Annotated in this window: 23 protein-coding genes and 1 tRNA gene; 7 read left to right on the top strand and 17 right to left on the bottom strand. The window is 62.1% G+C overall.

Features of this window, described 5'->3' with window-relative positions; translation table 11 throughout:
• Positions 1-527 precede the first annotated feature (527 nt).
• The 3 genes from CFE428DRAFT_RS06645 to CFE428DRAFT_RS06640 are packed head-to-tail and all read right to left on the bottom strand — an operon-like array spanning position 528 to position 2,897.
• Positions 528-731: a DUF350 domain-containing protein gene (locus CFE428DRAFT_RS06645; RefSeq protein ID WP_006978710.1), complete on the bottom strand. Its 204-nt coding sequence runs from the start codon at positions 729-731 to the stop codon at positions 528-530.
• Positions 732-739: 8 nt separating this feature from the next.
• Positions 740-907 (bottom strand): hypothetical protein, encoded by a 168-nt coding sequence (locus CFE428DRAFT_RS37065; RefSeq protein ID WP_006978709.1) that lies wholly within the window; start codon positions 905-907, stop codon positions 740-742.
• Between the two features lie 4 nt (positions 908-911).
• On the bottom strand, positions 912-2,897 hold the full coding sequence (locus CFE428DRAFT_RS06640) for a DUF4178 domain-containing protein (RefSeq protein WP_006978708.1): 1,986 nt from the start codon (positions 2,895-2,897) through the stop codon (positions 912-914).
• Positions 2,898-3,406: 509 nt separating this feature from the next.
• Between CFE428DRAFT_RS06640 and CFE428DRAFT_RS33125 the strand changes: the two genes are divergently transcribed.
• The 4 genes from CFE428DRAFT_RS33125 to CFE428DRAFT_RS37055 are packed head-to-tail and all read left to right on the top strand — an operon-like array spanning position 3,407 to position 6,055.
• Positions 3,407-4,288 (top strand): arginase family protein, encoded by an 882-nt coding sequence (locus CFE428DRAFT_RS33125; protein ID WP_162145242.1) that lies wholly within the window; start codon positions 3,407-3,409, stop codon positions 4,286-4,288.
• Positions 4,289-4,295: 7 nt separating this feature from the next.
• Positions 4,296-5,228: a fatty acid desaturase family protein gene (locus CFE428DRAFT_RS06630; RefSeq protein ID WP_006978706.1), complete on the top strand. Its 933-nt coding sequence runs from the start codon at positions 4,296-4,298 to the stop codon at positions 5,226-5,228.
• Between the two features lie 27 nt (positions 5,229-5,255).
• Entirely contained in the window at positions 5,256-5,714 is a 459-nt protein-coding gene (locus tag CFE428DRAFT_RS37060; protein ID WP_006978705.1) for a DMT family transporter, read from the top strand.
• Positions 5,711-6,055: an EamA family transporter gene (locus CFE428DRAFT_RS37055; RefSeq protein WP_006978704.1), complete on the top strand. Its 345-nt coding sequence runs from the start codon at positions 5,711-5,713 to the stop codon at positions 6,053-6,055. The genes CFE428DRAFT_RS37060 and CFE428DRAFT_RS37055 overlap by 4 nt, the downstream gene beginning before the upstream one ends.
• Here the strand turns inward: CFE428DRAFT_RS37055 and CFE428DRAFT_RS06615 are convergent.
• The 3 genes from CFE428DRAFT_RS06615 to CFE428DRAFT_RS39580 form a co-directional block, all read right to left on the bottom strand.
• Positions 6,052-7,002, bottom strand: coding sequence for a DUF6268 family outer membrane beta-barrel protein (locus CFE428DRAFT_RS06615; protein ID WP_042724525.1), 951 nt, complete (start codon positions 7,000-7,002; stop codon positions 6,052-6,054). The genes CFE428DRAFT_RS37055 and CFE428DRAFT_RS06615 overlap by 4 nt on opposite strands.
• Positions 7,003-7,014: 12 nt before the next feature.
• On the bottom strand, positions 7,015-8,013 hold the full coding sequence (locus CFE428DRAFT_RS06610; RefSeq protein WP_042724524.1) for a hypothetical protein: 999 nt from the start codon (positions 8,011-8,013) through the stop codon (positions 7,015-7,017).
• 299 nt (positions 8,014-8,312) lie between these two features.
• A complete protein-coding gene (locus CFE428DRAFT_RS39580; RefSeq protein ID WP_006978701.1) occupies positions 8,313-9,254 on the bottom strand; it encodes a DUF1186 domain-containing protein in 942 nt (313 codons plus the stop codon).
• A gap of 135 nt (positions 9,255-9,389) precedes the next feature.
• Here CFE428DRAFT_RS39580 and CFE428DRAFT_RS06600 point away from each other — a divergent pair.
• From CFE428DRAFT_RS06600 to CFE428DRAFT_RS35450, 3 genes are all read left to right on the top strand, one after another.
• Positions 9,390-9,462: transfer RNA gene (locus tag CFE428DRAFT_RS06600), tRNA-Glu, on the top strand.
• A 51-nt stretch (positions 9,463-9,513) separates the two neighbouring features.
• The gene (locus tag CFE428DRAFT_RS06595) at positions 9,514-10,818 is read left to right on the top strand and encodes a tyrosine-type recombinase/integrase (protein WP_006978700.1); all 1,305 of its coding nucleotides are present in this window, start codon (positions 9,514-9,516) and stop codon (positions 10,816-10,818) included.
• A 46-nt stretch (positions 10,819-10,864) separates the two neighbouring features.
• Positions 10,865-11,068, top strand: a complete 204-nt coding sequence (locus tag CFE428DRAFT_RS35450; protein WP_131989767.1) for a helix-turn-helix domain-containing protein — start codon at positions 10,865-10,867, stop codon at positions 11,066-11,068.
• A gap of 122 nt (positions 11,069-11,190) precedes the next feature.
• Here the strand turns inward: CFE428DRAFT_RS35450 and CFE428DRAFT_RS06590 are convergent, their stop codons facing one another.
• The 11 genes from CFE428DRAFT_RS06590 to CFE428DRAFT_RS06540 are packed head-to-tail and all read right to left on the bottom strand — an operon-like array spanning position 11,191 to position 21,071.
• Positions 11,191-11,481: a hypothetical protein gene (locus tag CFE428DRAFT_RS06590; RefSeq protein WP_006978698.1), complete on the bottom strand. Its 291-nt coding sequence runs from the start codon at positions 11,479-11,481 to the stop codon at positions 11,191-11,193.
• A gap of 2 nt (positions 11,482-11,483) precedes the next feature.
• Positions 11,484-12,338, bottom strand: coding sequence for a hypothetical protein (locus CFE428DRAFT_RS06585; protein WP_006978697.1), 855 nt, complete (start codon positions 12,336-12,338; stop codon positions 11,484-11,486).
• Positions 12,335-13,732: a glycosyltransferase family 2 protein gene (locus CFE428DRAFT_RS06580; RefSeq protein WP_006978696.1), complete on the bottom strand. Its 1,398-nt coding sequence runs from the start codon at positions 13,730-13,732 to the stop codon at positions 12,335-12,337. The genes CFE428DRAFT_RS06585 and CFE428DRAFT_RS06580 overlap by 4 nt, the downstream gene beginning before the upstream one ends.
• Positions 13,729-14,550 carry a glycosyltransferase family 2 protein gene (locus tag CFE428DRAFT_RS37050; protein WP_006978695.1) on the bottom strand — a complete coding sequence of 274 codons (822 nt, stop codon included), beginning with the start codon at positions 14,548-14,550 and terminating at the stop codon, positions 13,729-13,731. Before CFE428DRAFT_RS37050 ends, CFE428DRAFT_RS06580 begins: the two co-directional genes overlap by 4 nt.
• Before the next feature lie 19 nt (positions 14,551-14,569).
• Complete coding sequence (locus tag CFE428DRAFT_RS06570; RefSeq protein ID WP_006978694.1) at positions 14,570-15,343, bottom strand: hypothetical protein; 774 nt, start codon at positions 15,341-15,343, stop codon at positions 14,570-14,572.
• A complete protein-coding gene (locus tag CFE428DRAFT_RS06565; RefSeq protein WP_006978693.1) occupies positions 15,340-16,077 on the bottom strand; it encodes an Ig domain-containing protein in 738 nt (245 codons plus the stop codon). The genes CFE428DRAFT_RS06570 and CFE428DRAFT_RS06565 overlap by 4 nt, the downstream gene beginning before the upstream one ends.
• A gap of 2 nt (positions 16,078-16,079) precedes the next feature.
• Positions 16,080-18,455: a hypothetical protein gene (locus tag CFE428DRAFT_RS06560; protein ID WP_006978692.1), complete on the bottom strand. Its 2,376-nt coding sequence runs from the start codon at positions 18,453-18,455 to the stop codon at positions 16,080-16,082.
• Positions 18,456-18,470: 15 nt separating this feature from the next.
• On the bottom strand, positions 18,471-18,653 hold the full coding sequence (locus CFE428DRAFT_RS06555; protein WP_006978691.1) for a hypothetical protein: 183 nt from the start codon (positions 18,651-18,653) through the stop codon (positions 18,471-18,473).
• Positions 18,654-18,655: 2 nt separating this feature from the next.
• Positions 18,656-19,717 (bottom strand): hypothetical protein, encoded by a 1,062-nt coding sequence (locus CFE428DRAFT_RS06550; protein ID WP_006978690.1) that lies wholly within the window; start codon positions 19,715-19,717, stop codon positions 18,656-18,658.
• The gene (locus CFE428DRAFT_RS06545) at positions 19,714-20,361 is read right to left on the bottom strand and encodes a hypothetical protein (RefSeq protein ID WP_006978689.1); all 648 of its coding nucleotides are present in this window, start codon (positions 20,359-20,361) and stop codon (positions 19,714-19,716) included. Before CFE428DRAFT_RS06545 ends, CFE428DRAFT_RS06550 begins: the two co-directional genes overlap by 4 nt.
• A complete protein-coding gene (locus CFE428DRAFT_RS06540; protein ID WP_006978688.1) occupies positions 20,358-21,071 on the bottom strand; it encodes a hypothetical protein in 714 nt (237 codons plus the stop codon). Before CFE428DRAFT_RS06540 ends, CFE428DRAFT_RS06545 begins: the two co-directional genes overlap by 4 nt.
• Positions 21,072-21,074: the final 3 nt, after the last annotated feature.

Below are 21,074 nucleotides of genomic sequence, written 5' to 3'. Positions count from 1 at the left end.
CCAGTCTGCCCAACCCCACCTTCCCTGCGCGCTGCCCCCTGCGACCCCGGAGGTCTTCACCGTTGCTCGTGAACATCCCTTCACGGTGAATGCTAGGCTTCGGCTCCTCCGAGAGATTGGCCGACCTCACTAAGCGTAACGAGGCTCTTCTAGGTTTGCTTGCGCTGCGGCTCACAGGTTCGATCCACGGAGCTTCAACCCCAGGATTGCTCCCAGAATCGTCCGCTTCTCTACAAGCTCGATGTTCAGTTGGCTTGACGAACACTTTTCAGTTCATGGGTTTGGGTTGGCGGTGCTGGCGCACCAGAGGCCGCAGAGGCGCAGAGAAGAAGTGCAGAGGGGCTGGTGGAGTAAAAAACCGCGAATGGACGCCAATGGGCGCGAATGGAAAATGCATTCATCTTCCTCCTCTATTCGCATTCATTGGCATCCATTCGCGGTTAAAAAAATCTACGCAGGCTGCGGACATTTTTAGGATTGGCACTGCGGACGGGTGAGAGAGGGCCGCAGAGGGAGGGGCAGATTCGCTAGTGGATGGCCGCGGCGACGATCACGCAGATGCCGAGGGCGAAGAAGCCGACGACAATGGCGATGGCGGTGTTTTGTTTTTCCACGAGTTCCTTCCACAGGTGGTAGGGCGTGAATTTGTCCACGACGATAAACGTCACGCAGAAAATGAGGACGCCGAGGAGCGCGTAGAGGAGGGAGTTGGCAACGGGCAGCCAGTTCATGGTGGGTGTTATTTATGGTTGAATCCACCGTAGTAGCCGCCTCGTGAGCCGCCACCGCCGGAGGATGAAAAGGGTCGCGCCAGGCCGCTCCAGAAACTCCAGCCGCGAGCGTTGGCGTAGCCGAGATAGATCACGGCGAAAACGCAGAGCGCGATGTAGAAGGGGTGGCGGATCATAAAATCAGTCGTTCCTTTGCCACGGGTAACCGCCGTCGGCTTCCGACCATCGCTCGGCTTCGAAGGTGTGTCGGCGCCAGAAGAGCATGGCTGGATAGAACAACACGCAGAGGAGCATCACGATGAAATTCGAGGCGAAGACTCCGCCGGAGCGGACAATCACGGAGAAGGGTACCCGCGTGGTTTGGGTATCGACGCTGGGCTCGACGGAGAGGAAATATTCTCCGGGTGGTACCGAGGGGATGGACACGCTGCTGCTGTACGAACCCTCACTCCACGGGCCGTCTTCGTCGGAGCCATGGTAGTAGCTGAGCTCGACGAAGGCGGGGAAAGAGGCGTTCGTGTTCACATTGACGAGACGGAGGTCGAGATCGATCCAGTTGTTGTCCACGTCAGCCGCGGCGTCGATGTCCACGCGCTGTTCGCCACCGGCGAGAGTGAAGTGCGGCGTGGTGAAGGTCTTCGCCGGGTCGGCCGGGGTCGAATTGGCGATGTCGGGCGAGGTGGGATCGGTGGGTGGCGGCTTGGGCGAAGCGGTCACTTTTTGGAAGATGAATCGTTCGTTCGCCACGCTGATTTCGGGATGCCCTCGACTGGCCCGGACCTGCAGGAAGAGGAGGAGGAGGAGCGCCGCGAAAGCGACCCACCGAATGTCCCTCCAGCTCTCGTAGTACGGGTTCGGTTGGTTGAGATAGATATCCACCGGCAGCGTCGGCTTCGCGAGGCCGAAGGCCCTGGCGATCACCGCCGGCTCCACATATTTGCCGCGTGACCAGGTGAATTCATTCAGCCCCGGATAGACCTCCTTCGAGAGAATGTAAGGTGGCGCGATGTAATCGAAAACATCCGCGCGCTCGCCGCGCTGCACCTTCCAGTAAAATTCGCCGAGCACTCCCGCCACGTTCGCCGTGCCCTTGGTGTAAAACTTGTAGTCGCGGCCTTCGCACTCGACGACGTTGGCCTGCACATCGGCCAAGGCGGGCACGCGCTCGATGAAACTCCAGTGGCCTTGATAGGTCACGAGCCAGCGGAAGCCCTGCCACGGATTGAAGAGCAGGAATTCCGACCAACTGGAGGTCCTGTCCTCACGCTTCACGAAGCCGATGACTTCGTAGTCGACGTCGAAGAGTTTCCCGCGCTGGCCGAGCGGGAGGAGCGGCGCGAGACTGCGATTCGCCAGATCGGCGCGCTGGATGATTTTGCATTCCGGTTTCGAGGTGTCGATGACCACGGCGCACGAACCGCAGACTACCGACATGGAGAGACCCACGGCGCGCAACTGCACCGGGCGCCCCACACGACGGGCAGGAGAGCGCGGGTGGTCTGATTCTTCTCCTGCGCGACCTCGGCATTCCAGCCGGGCACGGGACGGAGGGTCGCGAATTTCAGGGCATCGAAGTCCGGCGTACTCGCCGATGTAAATTTCCGCGCCGCTATCGGTGAGCTCGATGCTGGCGAAGCCGGAATGCGAGCTGAAGAGATCCACGCTGAGGCGCTTGGACGCGGGCGTGGCGGCCATGGGCAATTCACCTTCGCTGGCGCGACAGGTTACTTGCTTCACGTCGTTCACCGTCCAGCGCTGGCCGTTGATTTGCAGTTGCTTGCCGGCCACGTAATCGCGCACGTCGGTGGAGAGCGGGTGATCGATCTCGGTAGCAAAGCTGACCATGAGAAAACCCTGCGCTTCAGCCAGCCAGCCGGTGATCGTGGCGTCGTAGAGGATGCACCATTCGTTCCAGCTTCCCTCGGCCCACTCCACGCGGACGCGGCCCACGATTTCGAAGCCGCGGCCTTTCCATTCGCCGCGCGTCCCGACCTGGAAGGGGCTGAGATCGGGCGGCAGCACGGCCATTTCGCCGATTGCCTCGGCGCTGGCACCTTTTACCACGACCATCGAGCGGCAGTGTTCGCAGACGGCAAAGACCGCCGCCGCCGAGCGCAGCTTGACCGGCGCACCGCACTGGGGGCAATCAAGAACACGCTCCGACATGGCGCGTGGCTATCGCTCGCGGGCGGGGGAGTCAAGCGGGACTCTGTAGCGACGGTCTGCGCCCGTGTATCCGTTGAGCGCGCGCCAACCTCAGCCCGGAGGGCTGTCGGACCGTAGCCGGGGGGTAAGCGAGTCTGCGAGCGCCACCCCGGAACACCCGCCCTCCACGACTCCACTCCGGAGGGGTGGCGGAATCTTTCGTCAGTGAGAAATTCCGGCACCTCCTTCGGGGTGCATCCGCTTTTTGCGACGTGATCCGGGGGTAGCGCTCGCAGACTCGCTTACCCCCGGCTACGGTCCGACAGCCCTCCGGGCTAAAATTCAACGCGCGCTGAATGGATACTCGACCGTCGATTCCAAACGCCACTCTCGACGCTCACAGACCGCCGCTACCGCGGTCGCCACACGTTACGTTGTCTGAACGCCTACTCAGTCTGGAGGAAGCTGCGGCGCCGGTCTGCCGGAATGAATCGCTTGATGATCGCTGGTCCGCACTTATGCTCCCGGCTTTGTTTCGTGAACCTACAATGACTCCTGCGCAATCCATTCACATCGACCTCGATGGCGCCTGGCCGAAGGATGCGACCGAGGCGTATGCCGATTGCCGGAGCTGGGGTCCGCGTCTGCGCTACAGCGCCACCGCGCGGGGCATCGAGGAATTTTATGAATTCGTGCGGCCGAAGATGGCGAAATACACGCTGTTCGGCTCGGGCGATTACCATCACCTGAGCGCGCTGTGGCTGCGGCAGTTCGAGGAGCCGGTCACGATCGTTTCTTTCGACAACCATCCCGACTGGGACATCCGCCCACCACGCTGGTGCTGCGGCACGTGGATCAATCGCGCGCTGGAGCTGCCCCACGTGCGCAAGGCAGTGATCTGGGGCTGCGGCAATTTCGAACTCAATTTTCCGGGCCACCTCTTCGTGAACCGCCGCGCCTTGCGCAACCAGCAGCTCGAAGTCTGGCCGTGGACGGAACGGCTGAAGCCCTCCGGCCGCAAACGCTGGCCGGGAATGACTCGCGAGGATTGGCAGGAGAAATTCAGTGCCTTCGCGCAGCGCCTGGCCGGCGAGCGGCTGTACGTCACCGTCGATCTCGACTGCCTGAGCAGCGATGAATCGGCGACCAACTGGGAGCAGGGGCTGTTCACCGTCGAAGACATTCTTTGGGCGCTCGATGAACTGCGTGCGCAGGCCAGCCTCGCGGGCGGCGATCTCTGCGGCGCTTACTCCGTGCCCACTTTCGAGCGCTTCAAACAGCGCATCGAATCCACGATCGATCACCCGCGGCTGGACCCGGTGAATCCCGCGGAAGCAGCCGCGCGCAACGGGCGTGCTCTGCGAATGATCTGGAGTGCTCTCACCGCCGCACCCGGCGTCGCCGTTATTTGATCCTGCCATGCCTGCCGAACCGCTCCGCATCGAAGACGTCAAGACCGACTCCCGGATCTTTGCCTATACCCGGTGGGACGCGATTCCCGTGGCGCTCGGGGTCGCGCACTTCGCCTATTTCTGGCTGATGTTCTATCTGTTCCCACGTGCGCCGTTGTGGGTCATGCTCATCCTTGGCTTCATCTACGCGGTAAGCATCTCGTGGAATATCAACGGCATCTCGCACAACTTCATCCACAACCCCTACTTCCGCTCGCCGCTGGCCAATCGGCTCTTCAGCGTGATGGAGTCGGTCGCCTGCTGTTTTTCGCAGAGCTATTACGACGTGGTGCATATGCAGCATCACAAGGGAAATAGCGACCGGCAGGATGAAAACGGCGACACGGTGGATTGGCTCTCGATCTACCGGCACGGGCACGATGGGCAGGCGGAGAATCCGTGGACTTACACCTTCCTGAGTTTCTTCCGCGATAACCCGGCGGAGATCGCCAGGGAACTGGGGAAACGCGGGCCGGAAGAAGCGCGCTGGGGCAAGGTGGAGCTGGGTGCCTTCATCGCCTGTCTCGCTACGGTCGCGCTGCTCAACTGGCATTACATTCTCTTCTTCCTGCCGTTCATGTACTTTGGCCACTGCCTGAGTTACCTGAATGGTTACTATCTTCACTACGGCGGGAATCCGGACAAGCCGATCGCCTGGGGCGTGAGCAGCTATCACAAGCTTTATAACTGGGTGTGGTTCTACAATGGGTATCACGCTGAGCATCATTTCCGGCCGAAGGCGCATTGGACGCGCATGGAAGCGCTCCATCGGCAGATTCAGGATGTGCAGCAGCGGGAAGGGGTGCGCGTGATCAAGCCGCCGCACGCCCTCGGCTTCCTCGATCCCGATCTGCCACCCCGCAGCGAAACGGCCGGGACCACGACGCCCGCAACTTCCTGATCCGTTGCGCCGAAACGCCACGTCCCCATGGAACTGACCGCGATTCCCGAAAAGCCCGAGGTGAAGAGCCTCCCGGCGACGCGTCATTCCGGTCGTGGCGCGATCATCGCCATTCTCGCTTCAGCGATCACGGCGACGGCATCGGAGATTTGTCTCAAGCTGGGCGCCGCGGAGACCGCATCGCGGCCGTCCGTTCTGCCGTGGCTGGGGTTGACCGGATTGGAATCCAAATGGGTCTGGGCGGGGATCGTCCTGACCATCCTCAGTTTTGTGGCCTGGATTCGCGCCATTCGCGCCATTCCGCTGAGCCTGGCGTTCACGTGCTCGAATGTGGTGCACGTCTTCATGCCGCTCGGCTGCTGGCTGATTCTCGGAGAAGCAATCAGCCCCCGCCGCTGGCTGGGCATCTCCCTGGTCATCCTCGGGCTGCTGGTCATCGCACGGCCTTTCGCCAAGCTGAACGAGAAACTCGACGAAGCGTTATGACGGCCCTGCTCATTGTGCTTTCATTAGTGACGATCGTCGCCGGGCAATTGCTGCTGAAGGCGGCGATGAACAAGCTCGGAGAATTTCCGAAAGGCGATCCGCGACGCCGACAGGCATGGTGGATTTTTGCCGGCAGCATTTTCAGCATGACCATCTCGTTCTTCGTGAACATCGGTCTGCTGCAAAAGCTGGAGCTCAGTTACCTGTTTCCCTTTCAGGATTTGAGCGTGATCCTGATCGCGGTTTGCTCCGCGTATTTCCTCAAGGAGCGGTTGAGCGCCACGCTCATCACGGGGATTCTGCTGGTGACGGCGGGGGTGATTTTGGTTTCGGCGAGTTAGAAAGCCGCCTTCAGCACCACGCCGCCGTAGGGCGGGATTTCGGTGGCGCTGGCGCGGATGTCGGCGCGATGGAAATCGAATTCCTGGATCGGGACAATGCCGGCCTCGACCTCGAGGGTGAGCGACGGTCGGATCTTCCACGAAGCTCCTACGCCAACGCGCACCTGGGTGTAATCGACCCAGGCATCGTTCAGCTTCGGTACGCCATGGTTGTCGCCGAATTCCGAGTTCACGCGGAAGGTGCTGCCCTGGAGATCGCCGCCGACGTAGAGGAGGATCGATTTATCGAGATTGTACTCGATGCGCGGTTGCGGCAGGATGAAATCGAACACCCAATTGCTGTTGTATTGGTAGCGGAAGCCGATGCCGGGAAGAACCGGGTATTTGCGCTGGGGATCGACGCTCAGGCCGACGACGAATTGCAGATCGGAGCTCGCGAAATAGGAAGCGCCGAGAACGATCGGGCAATCGAAATTGGAGGTCCGCAATTCCGTGTTACCGCCATAGTAACCCGGCTGCGCTTCCACGCGGACGATCCACGCATCGCCCAACTGCAGATCCGCGCCAACGACGAGATTGGACTCCTGGAGCTTGCTGGGCAGATTCAGCGTAGTCGGGACGTCGAAATTGTAGCGATGGAACTCGAGGCCAAAGCGCAGGAGAAAACCCTCATGCGCCTGGAACGACACGACATCTCGCGCGCCCATGTCCCATGCGGAAGCTTTTCCTTCCTCGGAACGCTGGCGGAAATTCGAATTGCCGACCAGACCGAAGGAGAAATCGGATTCCAGCGACAGCTTGCCGCTGGTGGTGGTCGTCTGTTCTTTCTCCTGGGCCACGGCGGATGCCACGGCGAGGAGCGAAAACAGCGCGCCAAGCCCCGCCGCGCAGATGGCGGGCGATTTCGGGCGGTGTCCGACCGGCTGGCTACTCGTGAACGGCGGCATAAACCTCATCACTCAAGGTGTTTGCCTCGAATCCTTCAAGAGGCTTTCGATGCTTTTTTTCGTTTCCCGCATCATCGCGGTGCTCGAGCCCATGCGCTCGACCCCCTTCAGCGTGCCCAGCTCGGCGGCGGAAATGAGATCGCAACGCCAGATGAGCGCGCAGTCCTTGCCGCCGACCTTCACCGGCCAGAACTGGTAAAAGGTGAGCAGCGTGTAGTAGCCACCGCTGGCGTAGAACTGGCCGTCGACCGCCTGGCAGCTGTCGCCGCTGGTGCGCACGTAAAGCGCCCCGAGATTGATCGCCGCCAGGCCCTCCTCATCGAACATCTCCCAGTAGATGGATTGCGGCGCAGTCCCCTTGCTGCCGGTTAGCGGGTTGGACTCGATCAAGGCGCCGAACTGGCTGCGGACCTTGGGTGCATCCTTGAGCAGACGGGCGACTTCTTCCGAGAGCCGCACCGTTTCACCACCGGTCTCGTAGGCTGGCATCCGCGCCGCGCCGCCAGAAAGATAGTTCTGTGTGCGCTGCTGGAGAAGATTGGTCCAGAACCCAGCCACCTTCGGCGGAAATGTGCCTCCGGAGGTCGCGCCGGGCGTGCTAGCGTAGGCTTTGACATCGGCATTGCTCAACTGCAGCGAGGTCGAGCCGGAGCCGAGCTTATCCGTGGCGGCGACGAGCGCCTTCACCGAGCCATTGGCCGGAGCGCTGGTCAATTTCTGGAATTCCGCCGCGGTCGGCTTGGAGGAAAGCTCGCTGTGCAGGTAGACCTTCAGCTCCGGATGTTTGTTCGGATTCCACTGTTCGTGAATCTGCAGCGCCTTCTGCACCGGCACGCGCATGACATAAACGCTTTCCACGGCCAGGCCGCGCGGGAAATTCATGGCCGGGCCGCGGGCGATCTGCACGGTGCCGGCCGCGAGTTTGTCGAGATCCACGGACTTAAAAGCGGAGACCGCGGCCAGCTCGGCAAGCGGATCGGCGCTGGCCTGCGGCAGAGCCGCGAACGCCAAAACGCCAGCGAGAGCACAAAGAGAACGAGAGAGTGGATGCATGCGGGCTACGGTAATGGACACGGGCTCGAAATCCACCCGGGCGGCAAAGGGTAGGGGCGTTTCCGGGTTTCTGGCAAGCAAACCGATGCGGTGGTGTTTTCCGGGGCGGTGCTCGTCCGCGACAGCGGAGCGGCAATTAAAACGTCGGCCCGGTTTTAACGCAGAGGACCGAGGCGGAGGTGGGGAATGGTGGCAGCCGGTAATGGGCGAGCCGCCGGGAACGCGGAGAGCCACAGAGGAGGAAAAGGAGATCTATTTCACTGCCCTTCCGTTTGCTTATGCAGGCAGCACTTCTTATATTTTTTCCCGCTGCCGCAGGGGCAAAGATCGTTTCGGCCGATCTTGGGTTCGGTGCGTTGAAAGGGTTCCCCGGGCGGACCAGGGTCTTGCAAATAAAAGGGATCGGATTCGATATCACCGAGGCCGTCTCCGTCATCATCTCCAAAATCGTCAAAAGGATCCGGCGGTTGGAAACAACTCCACCAGGAAATGGCTTCCGCTGCATCTGTCAACGGAGGATGGGCTTCGACAAAGCTGCGTCGCCACTCCTCGGGATCTCTGGCTGCTTCGGCTTCGACCGTGTCGAAGTCACCCACGAAAGAGGTATCGACGAGATCGCGCTCGTAGATGCCGCGAATGGGCTCCAGGAGTTCGCGCGGATGCAGATCCAGGCAAGCCGCAATGAGAAGGCTCCACAACTCTTCGTCATCGAGCCAGGCATTGCTGGCAAACAACTCGCGGAAGTACGCGACCAGCGGTTCGCGCGGCTGTTCGCCACGTTGCACCTGGCAGACGAGGGCGTCCCAGACCATGGTGCGCACCATGAGGCTCAGGTCGGGCTGGAGGGCATATTCCCGCAGGCGTTCGGGGCGATCGCGACCTATCGCGGCGAGAATGTCTTTGCCGTCGGTGGAAATCACATCCTGAAAGAGATCCATCTCCGTCTTTTCATCGAGGGCGAAGTAGCGAAGAACCGGCTCCAAGGCGCGGCTTTCGCGGAGTTGGGCGAGGAGATAAAGCGCGAACGCCGGCAGGCAATCGTCGGGGTCAATTTTATCCGCCAGTTCGGCGGCGACCTCGATTTCGCGAATGAGTACCGGGACAAACTCCTCAGGACTGGCAATCACCTCTATCATCGCCTCGTAGGGGATGGCGTTGCCGGGATCGCGGAATTGATTTAGAACCTCTTCGGTGGTCATCACGGGTAATGGAAGAGATTTAAGACCTGTGCGCAAGAGCAGGGCGCAGCGAACGGACCGGCCCAAAAATATCGTGTGAGAATCTGCTTGCAAGGCAGGGGCAAGCTCGCCAGATTCCCGAGCTCTTTTCCAAAAGACCCTATCGTCCAGTGGCCTAGGACACTCCCCTTTCACGGGAGTAACACGGGTTCGAATCCCGTTAGGGTCGCTCTCAGCGCCAACGACTTACGTCGAAGGCGTTGACAGGCATGAAGAAAGCATGAAAAAACCATGCGCTTCGGCCCCCGGAAATCGAGCCCGAATTCGCACGATCAAGGCAGGTTCCGTGCACCTCAAGATCTACTCGGGCACCCTCAAAAAGCGCCCGATTTACACTGTTTACTGGAGAGTTGGTGAAAAGCCGTATCGGAAGCTCTTCGCCGATCCGCAGAAGGCCGAAGACTTCGCCAAGGCCCAGGCTGAGCAGCTCGCCGCCGGGCAGGTGAATGCACCGGCCATCTCGATCACGGACGCCCAAACCTACCGTGAAGCCCAACGCCGGCTCGGCCCGGTGGCCGTGCCGCTGCATGTCGTCGCCGGCGAATACGCCGACATCCTGCAGAAGCTCGGGGACAACGGCACGGTGCGCCAGGCCATCGAGTTCTTCCTCCACAACGCAGTGCGCCCGGACCTGATCCGCACGGTGTCGCAAGTGGTCGAGGAATTCATCGCGACGAAAACCGCCGACGGCTTGAGCCAGGTCTACCTCGATGACTGTGGCTGGCGGCTGCGGGTCTTCGCCACCGATTTCCAGACGCCAATTTCGCACGTTTGCACGCGCGACATCGAGGAATGGCTTCGCAAGCTCTCCATCGGCCTGGCCACGAGGAACAACTTCCGACGCCTCATCATCACTCTGTTCAATTTCGCCCGCCGCCGCGGCTACCTGCCTCGCGATCGGGAGACGGAAGCGCGCTGGCTGGAGAAACCGAAGATCAAGTCGAAGCCGATCCAGATTTTCACGCCGCAGGAATTGCGCGAGCTGCTCACCGTGTCCGAGGGACAACCGAAACTCGCGATCCTCATCGGCGCCTTCACCGGCATCCGCTCGGCGGAAATGCTCCGGCTCAACTGGGAGAATTTTAACTGGGAGGAAGGGGTGATCGACATTGGGTGCGACCAGACCAAGACCGCGTCGCGCCGACTCGTGCCGATCCTCGAACCGCTCTCGGCCTGGATTCGTCCCTTCGTGAAACGCCACGGCCCGGTCTTGAACTACAGCCTGCCCGTTTGCCTTGCCGAGGCATTCGGCACGGCCGCCAAGAAGGCAGACGCCGTGCGGCGAGAGCAGGACCCGGAGGCCCCGCCGTTCAAGTGGAAGCAGAACGGGCTGCGCCATAGCTACGCGAGCTACCGGCTCGCGGTCATGGAAGACGTCTCGAAGCTGTCGCTGGAACTCGGCAATTCGCCGCAGAAAGTGTTCAGCAATTACCGGAAGGTCGTGACCAAGAGCCAGGGCAACCTGTGGTTCGGCGTGCTGCCGGAGACGCCCGCCAACATCGTCCCGATCACGGCCGTGGCGTGAGCCAGCGCTTGGTGCCGGATGGCGGTTTGACACACCGCCATCCGGCGTGAGCACGCAAACAGCAGCAATCGAAGATCGCCTGATGACTGAGCAGGAAGCCGCGGATTATCTCCGGATCAAACCGCGCCAACTCTACAACTGGCGGATCGGGGGACACATCCCGTTCATTCGCATCGGGCGCGCGCTGCGGTTTCGCAAGTCGGCCATCGACGCCGCCCTCGCGCGCCTGACTCGGGGCATCGCCGGATGAAGGAGATAATCGTGCCGAAACGATTATCTCCCCTTTTATGAAACCGGGGCTGCTTGCGCCGCCGTGATTAGCTCCACTGGCGGCGGTCAAGGTTGGCCTCAACCTCTGCTCCGGTTCTCAAATCACGCGCCGAGCTTTTTCTGGATCTGCTCCAGAATCGCGGAGTTGTGCGCGATGACCTCGGTGCTCTTGGTGAGCGCAGCCACCATGTCAGCGTTGGCCGTCTTGAGATGGCTCTCAAACTCGGTTCGCACGGCCGCGATCTCCTGCTGAAGCTCCGCAATCTGCTTCATGAAGTACCGCGCGAGGAAATAGATCGTGATCAGGCCAATCAAGAGCAGGGCGACGAACATCCAGCGGTCGTCCTGGTGGGCGGCGTGATCGATGGTTTGAATGGCTTCGTTGATGTCCATGGTTACACCGCTAGCGCTGTCAAAGGCGCTGGAGTTTCTTGATACGGTGGGAGCCAGACGCACGCGGCTTGATCGTTGAGGAATCCGCCGATGTTGATGACGCGCCGGCAGGCGCAGAGGCAGAACGCTTCCTTGAGGAACGTGAACATCGCGGCCTTGTCGGACCGGTGAACGTAGTGGCTGCCATTCTCGGTCAGATCGAACTCTTTCGGCAGCCAGACGGCATCGACGAAGTGCGTCGCGAGCCTGCACTGGACGTATTCAGAATCGGTCACGATGAACGCGGGCATGTCGGCTGGCAGCCGCAGCAACGGCACGAGACATTGATCGAGTTCGGCTTTGTTGCGGTGCGGCTTGCGCGGATCGTGCGCCGCTTCGGTCACGCGGACGCGAATGCCGGTGCGCTGTGCGAGCCGGTGTTTGCGCGCCAGGGCATCCACGCTCACCCGGATCGCGTCATTCGGCGGAGCGAGGAGGCGCATTTTCGGGCGTGCGGAGTTCGGCACGAGCCTTTCGAGATAATCGGTCGCGGGAAGGTTGAACGCGAACATCCGATCAGTGAGCGGACACCCATCGCTCACCACATCAAGCCGCTCGCCTTCGTACTCAATCAGGGGAGCCGCTTTCTGAAGCCGACCGATCCGATCCACCTCCGCCTCGCTGACGTTGGTCACGCGAATTCCCTCAAGCGGCCCGAAAAGTTCCTCCCAGTGGCAATAGGCCACACCCCTACTCACGCCCCAGAGGAAATGCACATCGTAACCGTGCAGGTGGCCGAAGTTCCTTACCTGGTTGAGGAGCGCGAAGCGATGCTTCAGCCCGCTGGAATACGACGACACGCAGACGAGCTTCTTCATGAGGCGACGAGTTCCCCGTCAAAGCACCGGACCAGCGCCCGGCCCCAGACCTGGCCCTGATTGGCACGCAACCGGCCCTGCGCCAGCGAACCGCGGGAAATTGCGCGGCCGAAGGCGAGGTCCTCTTCTTGCGTCGTCGCTCCGGGTGCGAATTGCCGGATCGCGTGGGAGTGATGCAAGAACGTAATGAACGGTGCTGGCGTGACCACAGCGCGCAGACCGCTGGCCATGGCCCGCCGCCGCAGATCCTCATCGTCATAGCTCCAGCCGACGAAGCGCTCGTCGTAACCGCCGAGCCGCAGGAAGTCTTCCTTAAACAACGCGATCCGGCCGTAGCCGCCGCCATAGCTCTGCGCATCTCCATGCGTGATCGCCGGGCCATCGAGAAACACCTCGCGCAGCCAGTCGGCAAATCCCGCTGGAGCAAAGTTGTCGGCATCGAGATTGCAGACGACCCGCCGGGTGGCGAGCCGATGCGCCACATTCTTCGCGTGCGAAACATGCCAGCGACTCGTTTCAGCGCGGAAGTATTTCAGCCGCCCGTCGCGCAGTGCATCAAGCAGCGCCATGCGCACCCAATCGCCCAGCCCATCGGTCGAGCCGTAATCCAGGAGCACGATTTCATCGCGAGGGTCGAGGCAGGCGAGATTGCGGGGGAGCGTCTGCTGGAGAAACGAGAGCCGGTTGTAGCAGGTCATGCAGAGACTGATTCCCGGCGGCTCGGCGTCGGCCGGCGTCATGCCCTTGTGCGGATGAGTCACCGCCGCGCTGGGACACCAGGTTCGCGGTGCCCGCCAGTGGGAATCGATCTCGTCATGATTCGCCCAGTGCATTCGCAGCGCGCGCAGAATCGCCATCAAGGTGAAATCCGTCGAAATCTCCCCGCGACGAATCAGCCGGCCACACTCACCACGTGCCCAGCTTGCCGGGTCACGCCAAAGGAGTGACAGGCATTCGTCGCTGTCGAGGATGCGCTCTACGGCCGAACCGCGAATCGCCTGGAACCCACCCTGCACATTTTCGTGGGGGAGGCCCGGAGTCGTGACGCGACCGATCACATCCGCCGTCGACGCAGCCTTCGAGAAATCCACACACCGGCGAATCCTGGTGTCCGCATCGAACTTCACGAGCCAGTCGGGGCGATAGGCGTGGCCAAGCGTGAAGAACCGCTGCCACCACGCCGCACCGGCCTCGAGCACCTTGAGCCGTTTACCCCGCTCGAAGTGCGCTCGATGCTGACGGCAGACGGCCAGCACCGCCGATTCATAGGGATGCGGCCCGTCGCTGACAACGAAGACTGGCGCGGACGGATACGCGCGGCGCAACCAGGTCAGACACCAGTCGATCTGGCCGGCAGGTTCGTCGTGAACAGTCAAACCGAAGACGATATTCACGGCGTGAAGGGTTTCGTGCGGCGGCCATGCCAGTTGGCACCGAGCGGCGCCGGTTCGGATTGCAGGTGATAGCAGAGGACGGTCGGCAGGATGCGCCGGTCCTCCGGTTCCCATTGAGTGGCAAAGAGCACATCCGTCTGCTCGCGCCCGCCCTGGTTGTAGGGATACTGCCGGCGCTGGCTGGAGTGCCAGAGCTGGAAATAGCCGAGCGGACAGAACCCGTGCACGTCGTGGACGAAGCGCGGGCTCAGCGGCAACTCCGGCGCCGAGAGCAGGAAGCGGTAGCGGTACTGGCGAGCATAACCCTCGTCGCCTTGGACTTGCGCCCACCGATCATGGGAGCGCACCTCCAGTCGGTCGGCGCCGTGCAGGCAAGTCGGATCCAGCGCCGCCTTGTCCAGCATGGCGCGGAAGCGATCTGGCAACGCGATGTCGGCGTCGAGATGCAGCAGCCAACCGGTCTGCTTGAGATGGGAGAGGCCGAGATTGATCGCGTGGCTCTTGCCCGCGGCGAAGTGCGTGCCGTCCTTCGAGAAGACGTTCGTCTCGACGCAGATCACGCCGTGTTTGCTGCACACGTTCTGTGTCGCCAGATCATCTGGAGTGGTGACGACGACGAACTCGTTGAAGTGGTGGAGATTCTCGGAAAGCGTCACGTCGAGGAAATCGGCGTAGTTCACGCAGGTGGTGACGCCTTCGAGATAGCGGACCGGTTGGGAACGGGCCCGTGGAGGTGGAAGAATGGCGTGCGCGTCGCGCGCGCCAGCAGGACGATCCGATTGGGCCGAATTAGGCGACTGATAGGCGGGTGGCTTCATGCCGACGCCGCCATGTCAATCACTGGCCGTCGTCGCCGTAGTCGGGTTGGCAGGTGTCCGGGACCTGGAATTGGCCGGAGCCGGTGGCCGTCTGTCCGTTGATCGAGTAATTGGCTGTGGCCGTGAGCGAGCCGCCGGGCGAAAACGGAATATCGTCGAATTCAAAATCGCCGTTGTAACCATCCCACGCGGTGCCGAGCTGCGGGCTCTGCGTGCCCATGCGCACGTCGAGGGTACCGACGCCGGGTGGCCCGCCGGACACGGTCACGCTAACGGAAAAGCTACCGGAGTGACTGCCCCCACCATTGTCCTGGATGCATCCCTTTTCCTCATCGTAGCCGTCCATGTTGATGTAGTCCACGGATACGCTGACCGTCGCCGGCTGGTTTTGAGGGGGATTGTGATGGGGCGGAGGATCAGTGGGTGGGCCGCTCGGCGGGCCGCCGCCTCCACTGAAGATTACGATCGGGGGGATCGGGTGCGGAAGGTTCGAACTGATCGGCGGCCATGGACCCCAGCTCGGACCCGGGCTCGGGGGCGTGACCGGGCCGTTCACAGGATCGGGCTCGTCTGGCCACGGTTCATCTGTCCAATCCAAGGCGATGAATTCGGCGGAACCGAAATCGCCGTTCTTGACGACCCAGCGGTGTTGCACGCCGTGGGCATCGTTCTCGGCGATGAACCACAGATACCATGGCGTGTAATAGAGCCACTTGCGCCAGGCATCGCGACGCACCGCTCGGCCCTGCTTCTGCGCGAGGTCACGCGCTTGGAACCAGTTGAGATTCTTCATGCATCACGGATCAGGTCGCGCGCCATGACGACGAGGAAGGTGCGCGAACTGGAGCGCAGCAGCGGCGGACCGACCGCGTAGGGGTTGTTTTCCGTCCACTCGAACTCCGCGAGCGCGTTGAACTGCGTGCCCGCGTCGTCCTCGTTGTCGCTCAGGGCGGAGTCGAGGAGATCGCTGGCCAGAGTGATGCTCACGCGAAAGGCGGCCGTATCGCCGGTGCCGAGCCGCTGCCAACTCGTGCCCTCGACGAGCACGCTTTCCGGTTCGAGCTGCTTGAGGGCGAACTTGAGCGTTGCCAGGTCGAGATCAGCCGTCGCGCCATTCTTCACGAAGGTGACGTGAAAGATCATCGTGTCGCCGCGTTTGAGCCAGAGCAATGGAGTGGTGCTGGCCGCCAGGGACGTTGCTTCGAATCCGACGAGCCGCGAGGTCACGTCGATGAAGAGTTCCACTTCGCTGTCCTGCGCCTGGCTTGCCGCCTCGATGCCCATCGTGAAGAGCATCGGATCGCTGACACCACTGGTGTTCCCAGCGCGCAGAGAGAATTCATAGACGCCGGGCACGGTCGCCGCGCCATGGATGCGACCCGTCGCCGGATCGAACTTGAGGCCCGAGGGGAGTGGCGTGCACAGCCAATAGGTCGGCGTGTTATCCGCCCACGGCTGGAAAGCCCAGGTCTGCCACTGACGATAGCCGAGCACGCTTTGGGTGGTGGTGATGACGGGAATGGCCATGGTCAGGCGATGGAGGCTTTCGCGCCGGTGAACGCATAGAAAATGTTGCCCTTGGCACCGCGTACGGAGTTCTCCGTGTCCCACTGAATGAGCCGCGCCCGAACGACGAAGTTCGGCCCGGCGGGTGTGGGAGCGCCCCCGGCCCAGACATTGTAAAGCAGGCGGTCGGCGAGTAGCGCGCCGTTAATGTCGCGCCGGATGTTCGCGCCGAAGTGGTGCTTAAGCTGGAGGGAAGAGACGATGAGCCGCTGTGAGAGCAACGGCGTGTCCTGCCACTGCACATCGAGGAGGTTCTCGGCAGTGGGCGCAGGCGTGGTCTGGCTCGGCGCGCTGCCCAGTTCGATCACGATCAGATACTGGCCGCGCGTTTCGTGGGGCGCTCCGGTCGCCTGCAGGAGTTGCAACGCGAGATCAAACTCGAGCGTGAGTGCCTGTCCGGCGCGCAGCATCTGCTCGTTGACGTGGAAGAGGAACAGTTCGCGCTCGAAGTCGGTCGGGAAATACGAGGTCGTGGCTGCGACGTGCGTGAGGCGGTACCAGACCCGGCCATCGCTGCCCGCGAACCCGCCCGCTTCCAGATAAGCACCACGCCGCCCAAGTCCGCCCGGCACGAGCAGCGGCGTTGCCGTGTTGTTCTGGAAAACCTTTCCGGCGCTGGCCGCAGCAGGCGGCAGCGGAACGGCAATCGGCTGCACGGTGACATTGTGAATCGCCGGAAGGAGTCCGGCAGCCCGTGGCATCGCAGTGGTAGTAGCGGTGCTGCTGGAAAGCGATTTCGGATCGAAGCCCGCCGGCAGTTTTCCGGGAAAAACTTCGGTCTTATCTGGAAGTTGAATCTGAAGCGGTTGCGTGTTGGCCGCCGGAAGGGTGGGTTGCACCGTAGGCAGCAGGTCCTCAATGGCCGCCAGCCGTGCCCCGAGGGCGAAGAGCGCGTCCTGTAGCCCGATGATTTGGGCGATGGTGTGCGTGTGATTTTGGAACGCCGAGGCCGGGCCAGCGGTCGAGATCGTCACGACGAGGCCGTCGAGTGCCGGTGGCGAACCGGCGGGAAAATCGAGCACCACTTCGTTGTTGCTCGGGAAATGCAGTTCAAACTCGTTGTCGAGTAGACGGCGGCCGTCGGCCTGGTTTTCCCGCACGGTGAGATGCAGCGCGGACGTGCCAAGGTTGTGATCAAGCTGGATACTGCTCCGCGCGCCGTCCCCAATGACGGAGATGTAGTGCTGCGCTCCGGTGATGATCTGGTCCCGCGTGAATGGGATGTAGTCCCGCGGCTGTGGTGGCCGCATCCAGTCAATCGCCGGAATGTCCGCGAGTTCATCCCAGATCAACTCGCGCTCGATGGTGATGGGTTTCTGGAAGAGCGTGATCAGCCGCCCCGGCACCGTGGGATCCGCTGCGTCCTGATCGTTATCGACCATTTCCAGTTCCACCTCAAAGGGCAGTTCGATCTGCGCGACGTTGCGTAATGCCGAAGCCAGCTCCGCCCGTGCCAGATCAAGGGTGAACGTGAGCACTCCCGGCTGGAAGGAGTGCACGGTTACGGTCATGAGCGGCTGCGGTGTGCCCGCCAGGTCGCCGCCAAAATCGATGTAAGCGTAGTTGGGCTCCGGATTGCTCACCGTGAAGCGCGTGGCGCCATCGGCGAACATGGCGTTGAGCGCCGCGGCAATTTGATCGGGGCCGTCGTCGATTCCGAGCAGCTTGGTCGTGCGAAAGTTCCACGCCAGGTAGTAAGTGCCGTTGAAATTCGATGGCACGATGAGCGCCTGGATTTCATCGACCTGAAAGTCACCCTGCGAGTTTCCGCTGCGGATGCGCGTGATGGTGGGCGGCGGTGGGAGCACGCGCTCGTACGTCCCGGTGAAAACGACGGGTGTTTGAATGAGCCGAATTTCGTGCCAGCGCCGTCCGCTCTGCTCGAAGGCGCGGATGCGAACGAAGGATTCTGGCTGGAGAGTATTCGCTGCCACGGCCAGCGGAATCGCGCCTGTGTTCGCAAAGCGCAGCAGCCAGCAGCCCGGCACACTGGCGGTGACCTCTTGCAATTGATAGGTGCCGTTCGGATCGAGGGTATCAAGCGCGGCCTTCATCTCCGCCGCTGAGGAGCCCGGATTCAATGCGTCCGATGGATCGCCCGCGAAACGCAGCGTGAACGCGCCATCGGTCGGAGGTGCGAGCACGTTGCCGATCGAGGCGCGCAATGTGCGCACGTTCAGATCGCGTGCGGTCAAATCGCCGCCGTCGATGCGGTCGAGGATTTTCAGCGAGCAAACGCACTGGTCGCCCAGAACCAACGTCGGGAGCGTCAACGTGCTGCCGTCGCTGGCCACGAGCGTGCGGGTCGAAAGATCAGCATAGAGTTCGAGGTCGCTCACGCCGGGCGGGGCGTGTCAATCCGTGCTGGCGGGCGGCGATCCAGTCGCCGCTGGCGGATCGTTCTCGATCCCGAAGAACCACGGATCGAAGGGCGTGGGCTGGAAAGGGAACGGCGGGTCGAGCGGTGGCGGTAGATTCTGCTGAACGGCCTGGGCTTCGCGTTCGAGGCGACGCTGGTGAGGATCGAGTCCAGGCATCGCTATATACTCCAATAGCGCCCGCTGAAATTCGCCGCATTCAGCATGGCGGAAACTTCAGCGTTGGCATCGTTGAGCGGCGAGAGCAGCCCATTGATGAGCGTGTCGGCGACACCCAAGGCGAGACCAGTGACCAGCTTCAACGGCTGCGGCGGGGCTGCGGAAATTTGCGCGCGGCTGGCGTAATTCAAATTCCAGAATACGAAGTGCTGGGGATACGCCGTCCACGTCTCATCGGGCTGAGCATCACTCCCCACGTCGGGCGGCGAGACCAGCCAGACCGTGGCGATCTTGATTTCATCGGTCTGCGGTTCGACGGCCGTGCCCATGAGACGGTCAAGATCGGTCGGTTCCATCGGCGGCTCCCATTTGGACGTGGCGATCAGCCAGTGCGCAGACTTGGCGTTGATGAGTGCCGTGTTGTCGAACACCGTTGAGATCGAAACGCTCTGCGCGTCGGTGCCCGGGTCGAGCACATCGACCTGCTGGTGGGTAGCCAGGCGCGGCGTAACGAGCGCGATGTCGCAGCCGCGAATCTGCCGCGTGCGGGTCGGGTCTGGCGTCGAGTCGAGTGCGCCGAGGCCGGTGCCGCCGTTGGAAGCGGGCACGACGCCGAGGGAATCGAAGAACTTTGGATACCCCTCGCCCGGTGGGATGATGATGTCGCCGTCGTCCGATGCCTGGGGCAGGCCGGGCGCCGCCGGATCGCGGAAGCCGGAGAGGATCAATAGCGGCGGGTCTTCCTCAGTCAGCGGCACCTGAACCGGTTGCTTCTGCACGTTGGGTTTGGAGGCGACTTCGACTTCGATGGTCACGTCCTGCGCGTTCACGAAGCCGGGCCAGAGCGTCGCTGTCCATTGCCCGCCCAGAGGTTGAATCGTCGGATCGACGTTCCATTGGGCGCTGACCTGCCACGGATGCCGCCACCGGATCTTCCCTGCACCGCTCAGGATGCAGCCGTTCGGGGTCTGCTCGATGATGCAACCCTGCCCCGGGGTGACGCGAGCGCGCCGGACCGCGCGCACCTGCCCATTCCAAGCTTCGGCGGAAATCAAAGATTTCATGCGGCGCCCGGCCAGAAGAAATGCCGCGCTGCATCGCTCTGGTTGTCCCGCGGCTGGGCGCGATGGGCCAGGTTGAAGAAGACGATTTGCACCACGTCGAGCTGCCCGGATTTGCGCTGGACCAGCATGGCCACGGGATAGCGCACGCGCCGGCCGGAGATGCCGGGAATGCCGCCAATCGCGCTCACGCCGCCACTCCTCGTCGGTGGGTCTTCGCCGTTCTCGGAATCGAAGTACGCCACCTGCACCATCTCCATGGTGGTGATTTTCCATTTGTCGTCGCAGGTGATCTCGATGGCGACGTAGCCGCGATTGTTAGGATCGAGCTTAAGCTTGCCGAATTCCAGCCGGGGCGGAGGTTGTTTGTCGGTTCCGCTCATCGGGACATCGCCGATCTTCGGTTCGATCCCATTGACCAGTCCTGAGCTGATCTGCGCCGCGGTTTGTCCGAAAAGTGTGACTTGAAACGCATGCGGCCACGGCGATGGCGCGGCATCGAAGCCGACGAGCGTTCCGTCCGGAGTCGAGCGCAGCCGCGCGCCGTCGCCCGGCAGCAGCCGCACGGAGCGCACGGCGGCCACGAGCTTGTTCCAAAGCTCGGCAGTGATCGGCTGGCCGCGCCGGACAAAGGGCAGTTCGGTCATTGGCCACCTTCGAGTTGCGCCTGGCCATATACGTCCGCGATCCAGCCGTTCGGACCCGAGAGCATGTATTCTTCGGTGATCTCGACCGCGTTGCCCTTGCGCTTGATCTTCGGCGCAAGCTTGAGCCAATTCCGTTTCTTGGCCGCCGATGGAATGTTGAACTGAGCGATGCCAGGCGGTTGGTCCACGATCGTGCCGATGCCGCGCAGTATCGTCGAAGGGATGGTAAGCGCGGAGTAGGTCTTGCGAAAGGTGGCACCCACAGAGAGCCAGTTTTCCACGCCAAAAAGCGGGTTCTTTTTCGTTTTCTGGCTGCCGCCGCTCAGCGCCGTTTGCTGGCCACCGGTGTCGGGCAGCAATTCGGCGAACTGTTCCTTCACCGCGTCCCAGGCATACTTGGTCTTGAGGGTGTCGAAGAACGGATGGGTCTGGATGGGGTCTTCGGCCATGGATGTATCCAGCTCGAAAGTGACCTGGTTGTCGTCGGGACCCTGCGGGGCGATGCCCTCGAAATGCAAGACGACCTTGTAGGTGCCATCGTCCTCCTGGCTGAAATTGCGCGACCGGTAAGGCAGCAGGATGCCGAGATTGGGCAGCACCGTGAGCGCCTCAGCCAGCGTGTCGACGAAGACGGGCACCTCGATAGTCGCGATGCCTGTCTCAGAAATGCCGCCCGTAATGCCGGTGGTTTGAAGCGGAGTCGAGGACATGGA

Source organism: Chthoniobacter flavus Ellin428, from assembly GCF_000173075.1.
Lineage (GTDB): Bacteria > Verrucomicrobiota > Verrucomicrobiia > Chthoniobacterales > Chthoniobacteraceae > Chthoniobacter > Chthoniobacter flavus.
Note: the sequence above shows the minus strand (reverse complement) of the source record. Positions and strands in the feature narration are given on the sequence as shown.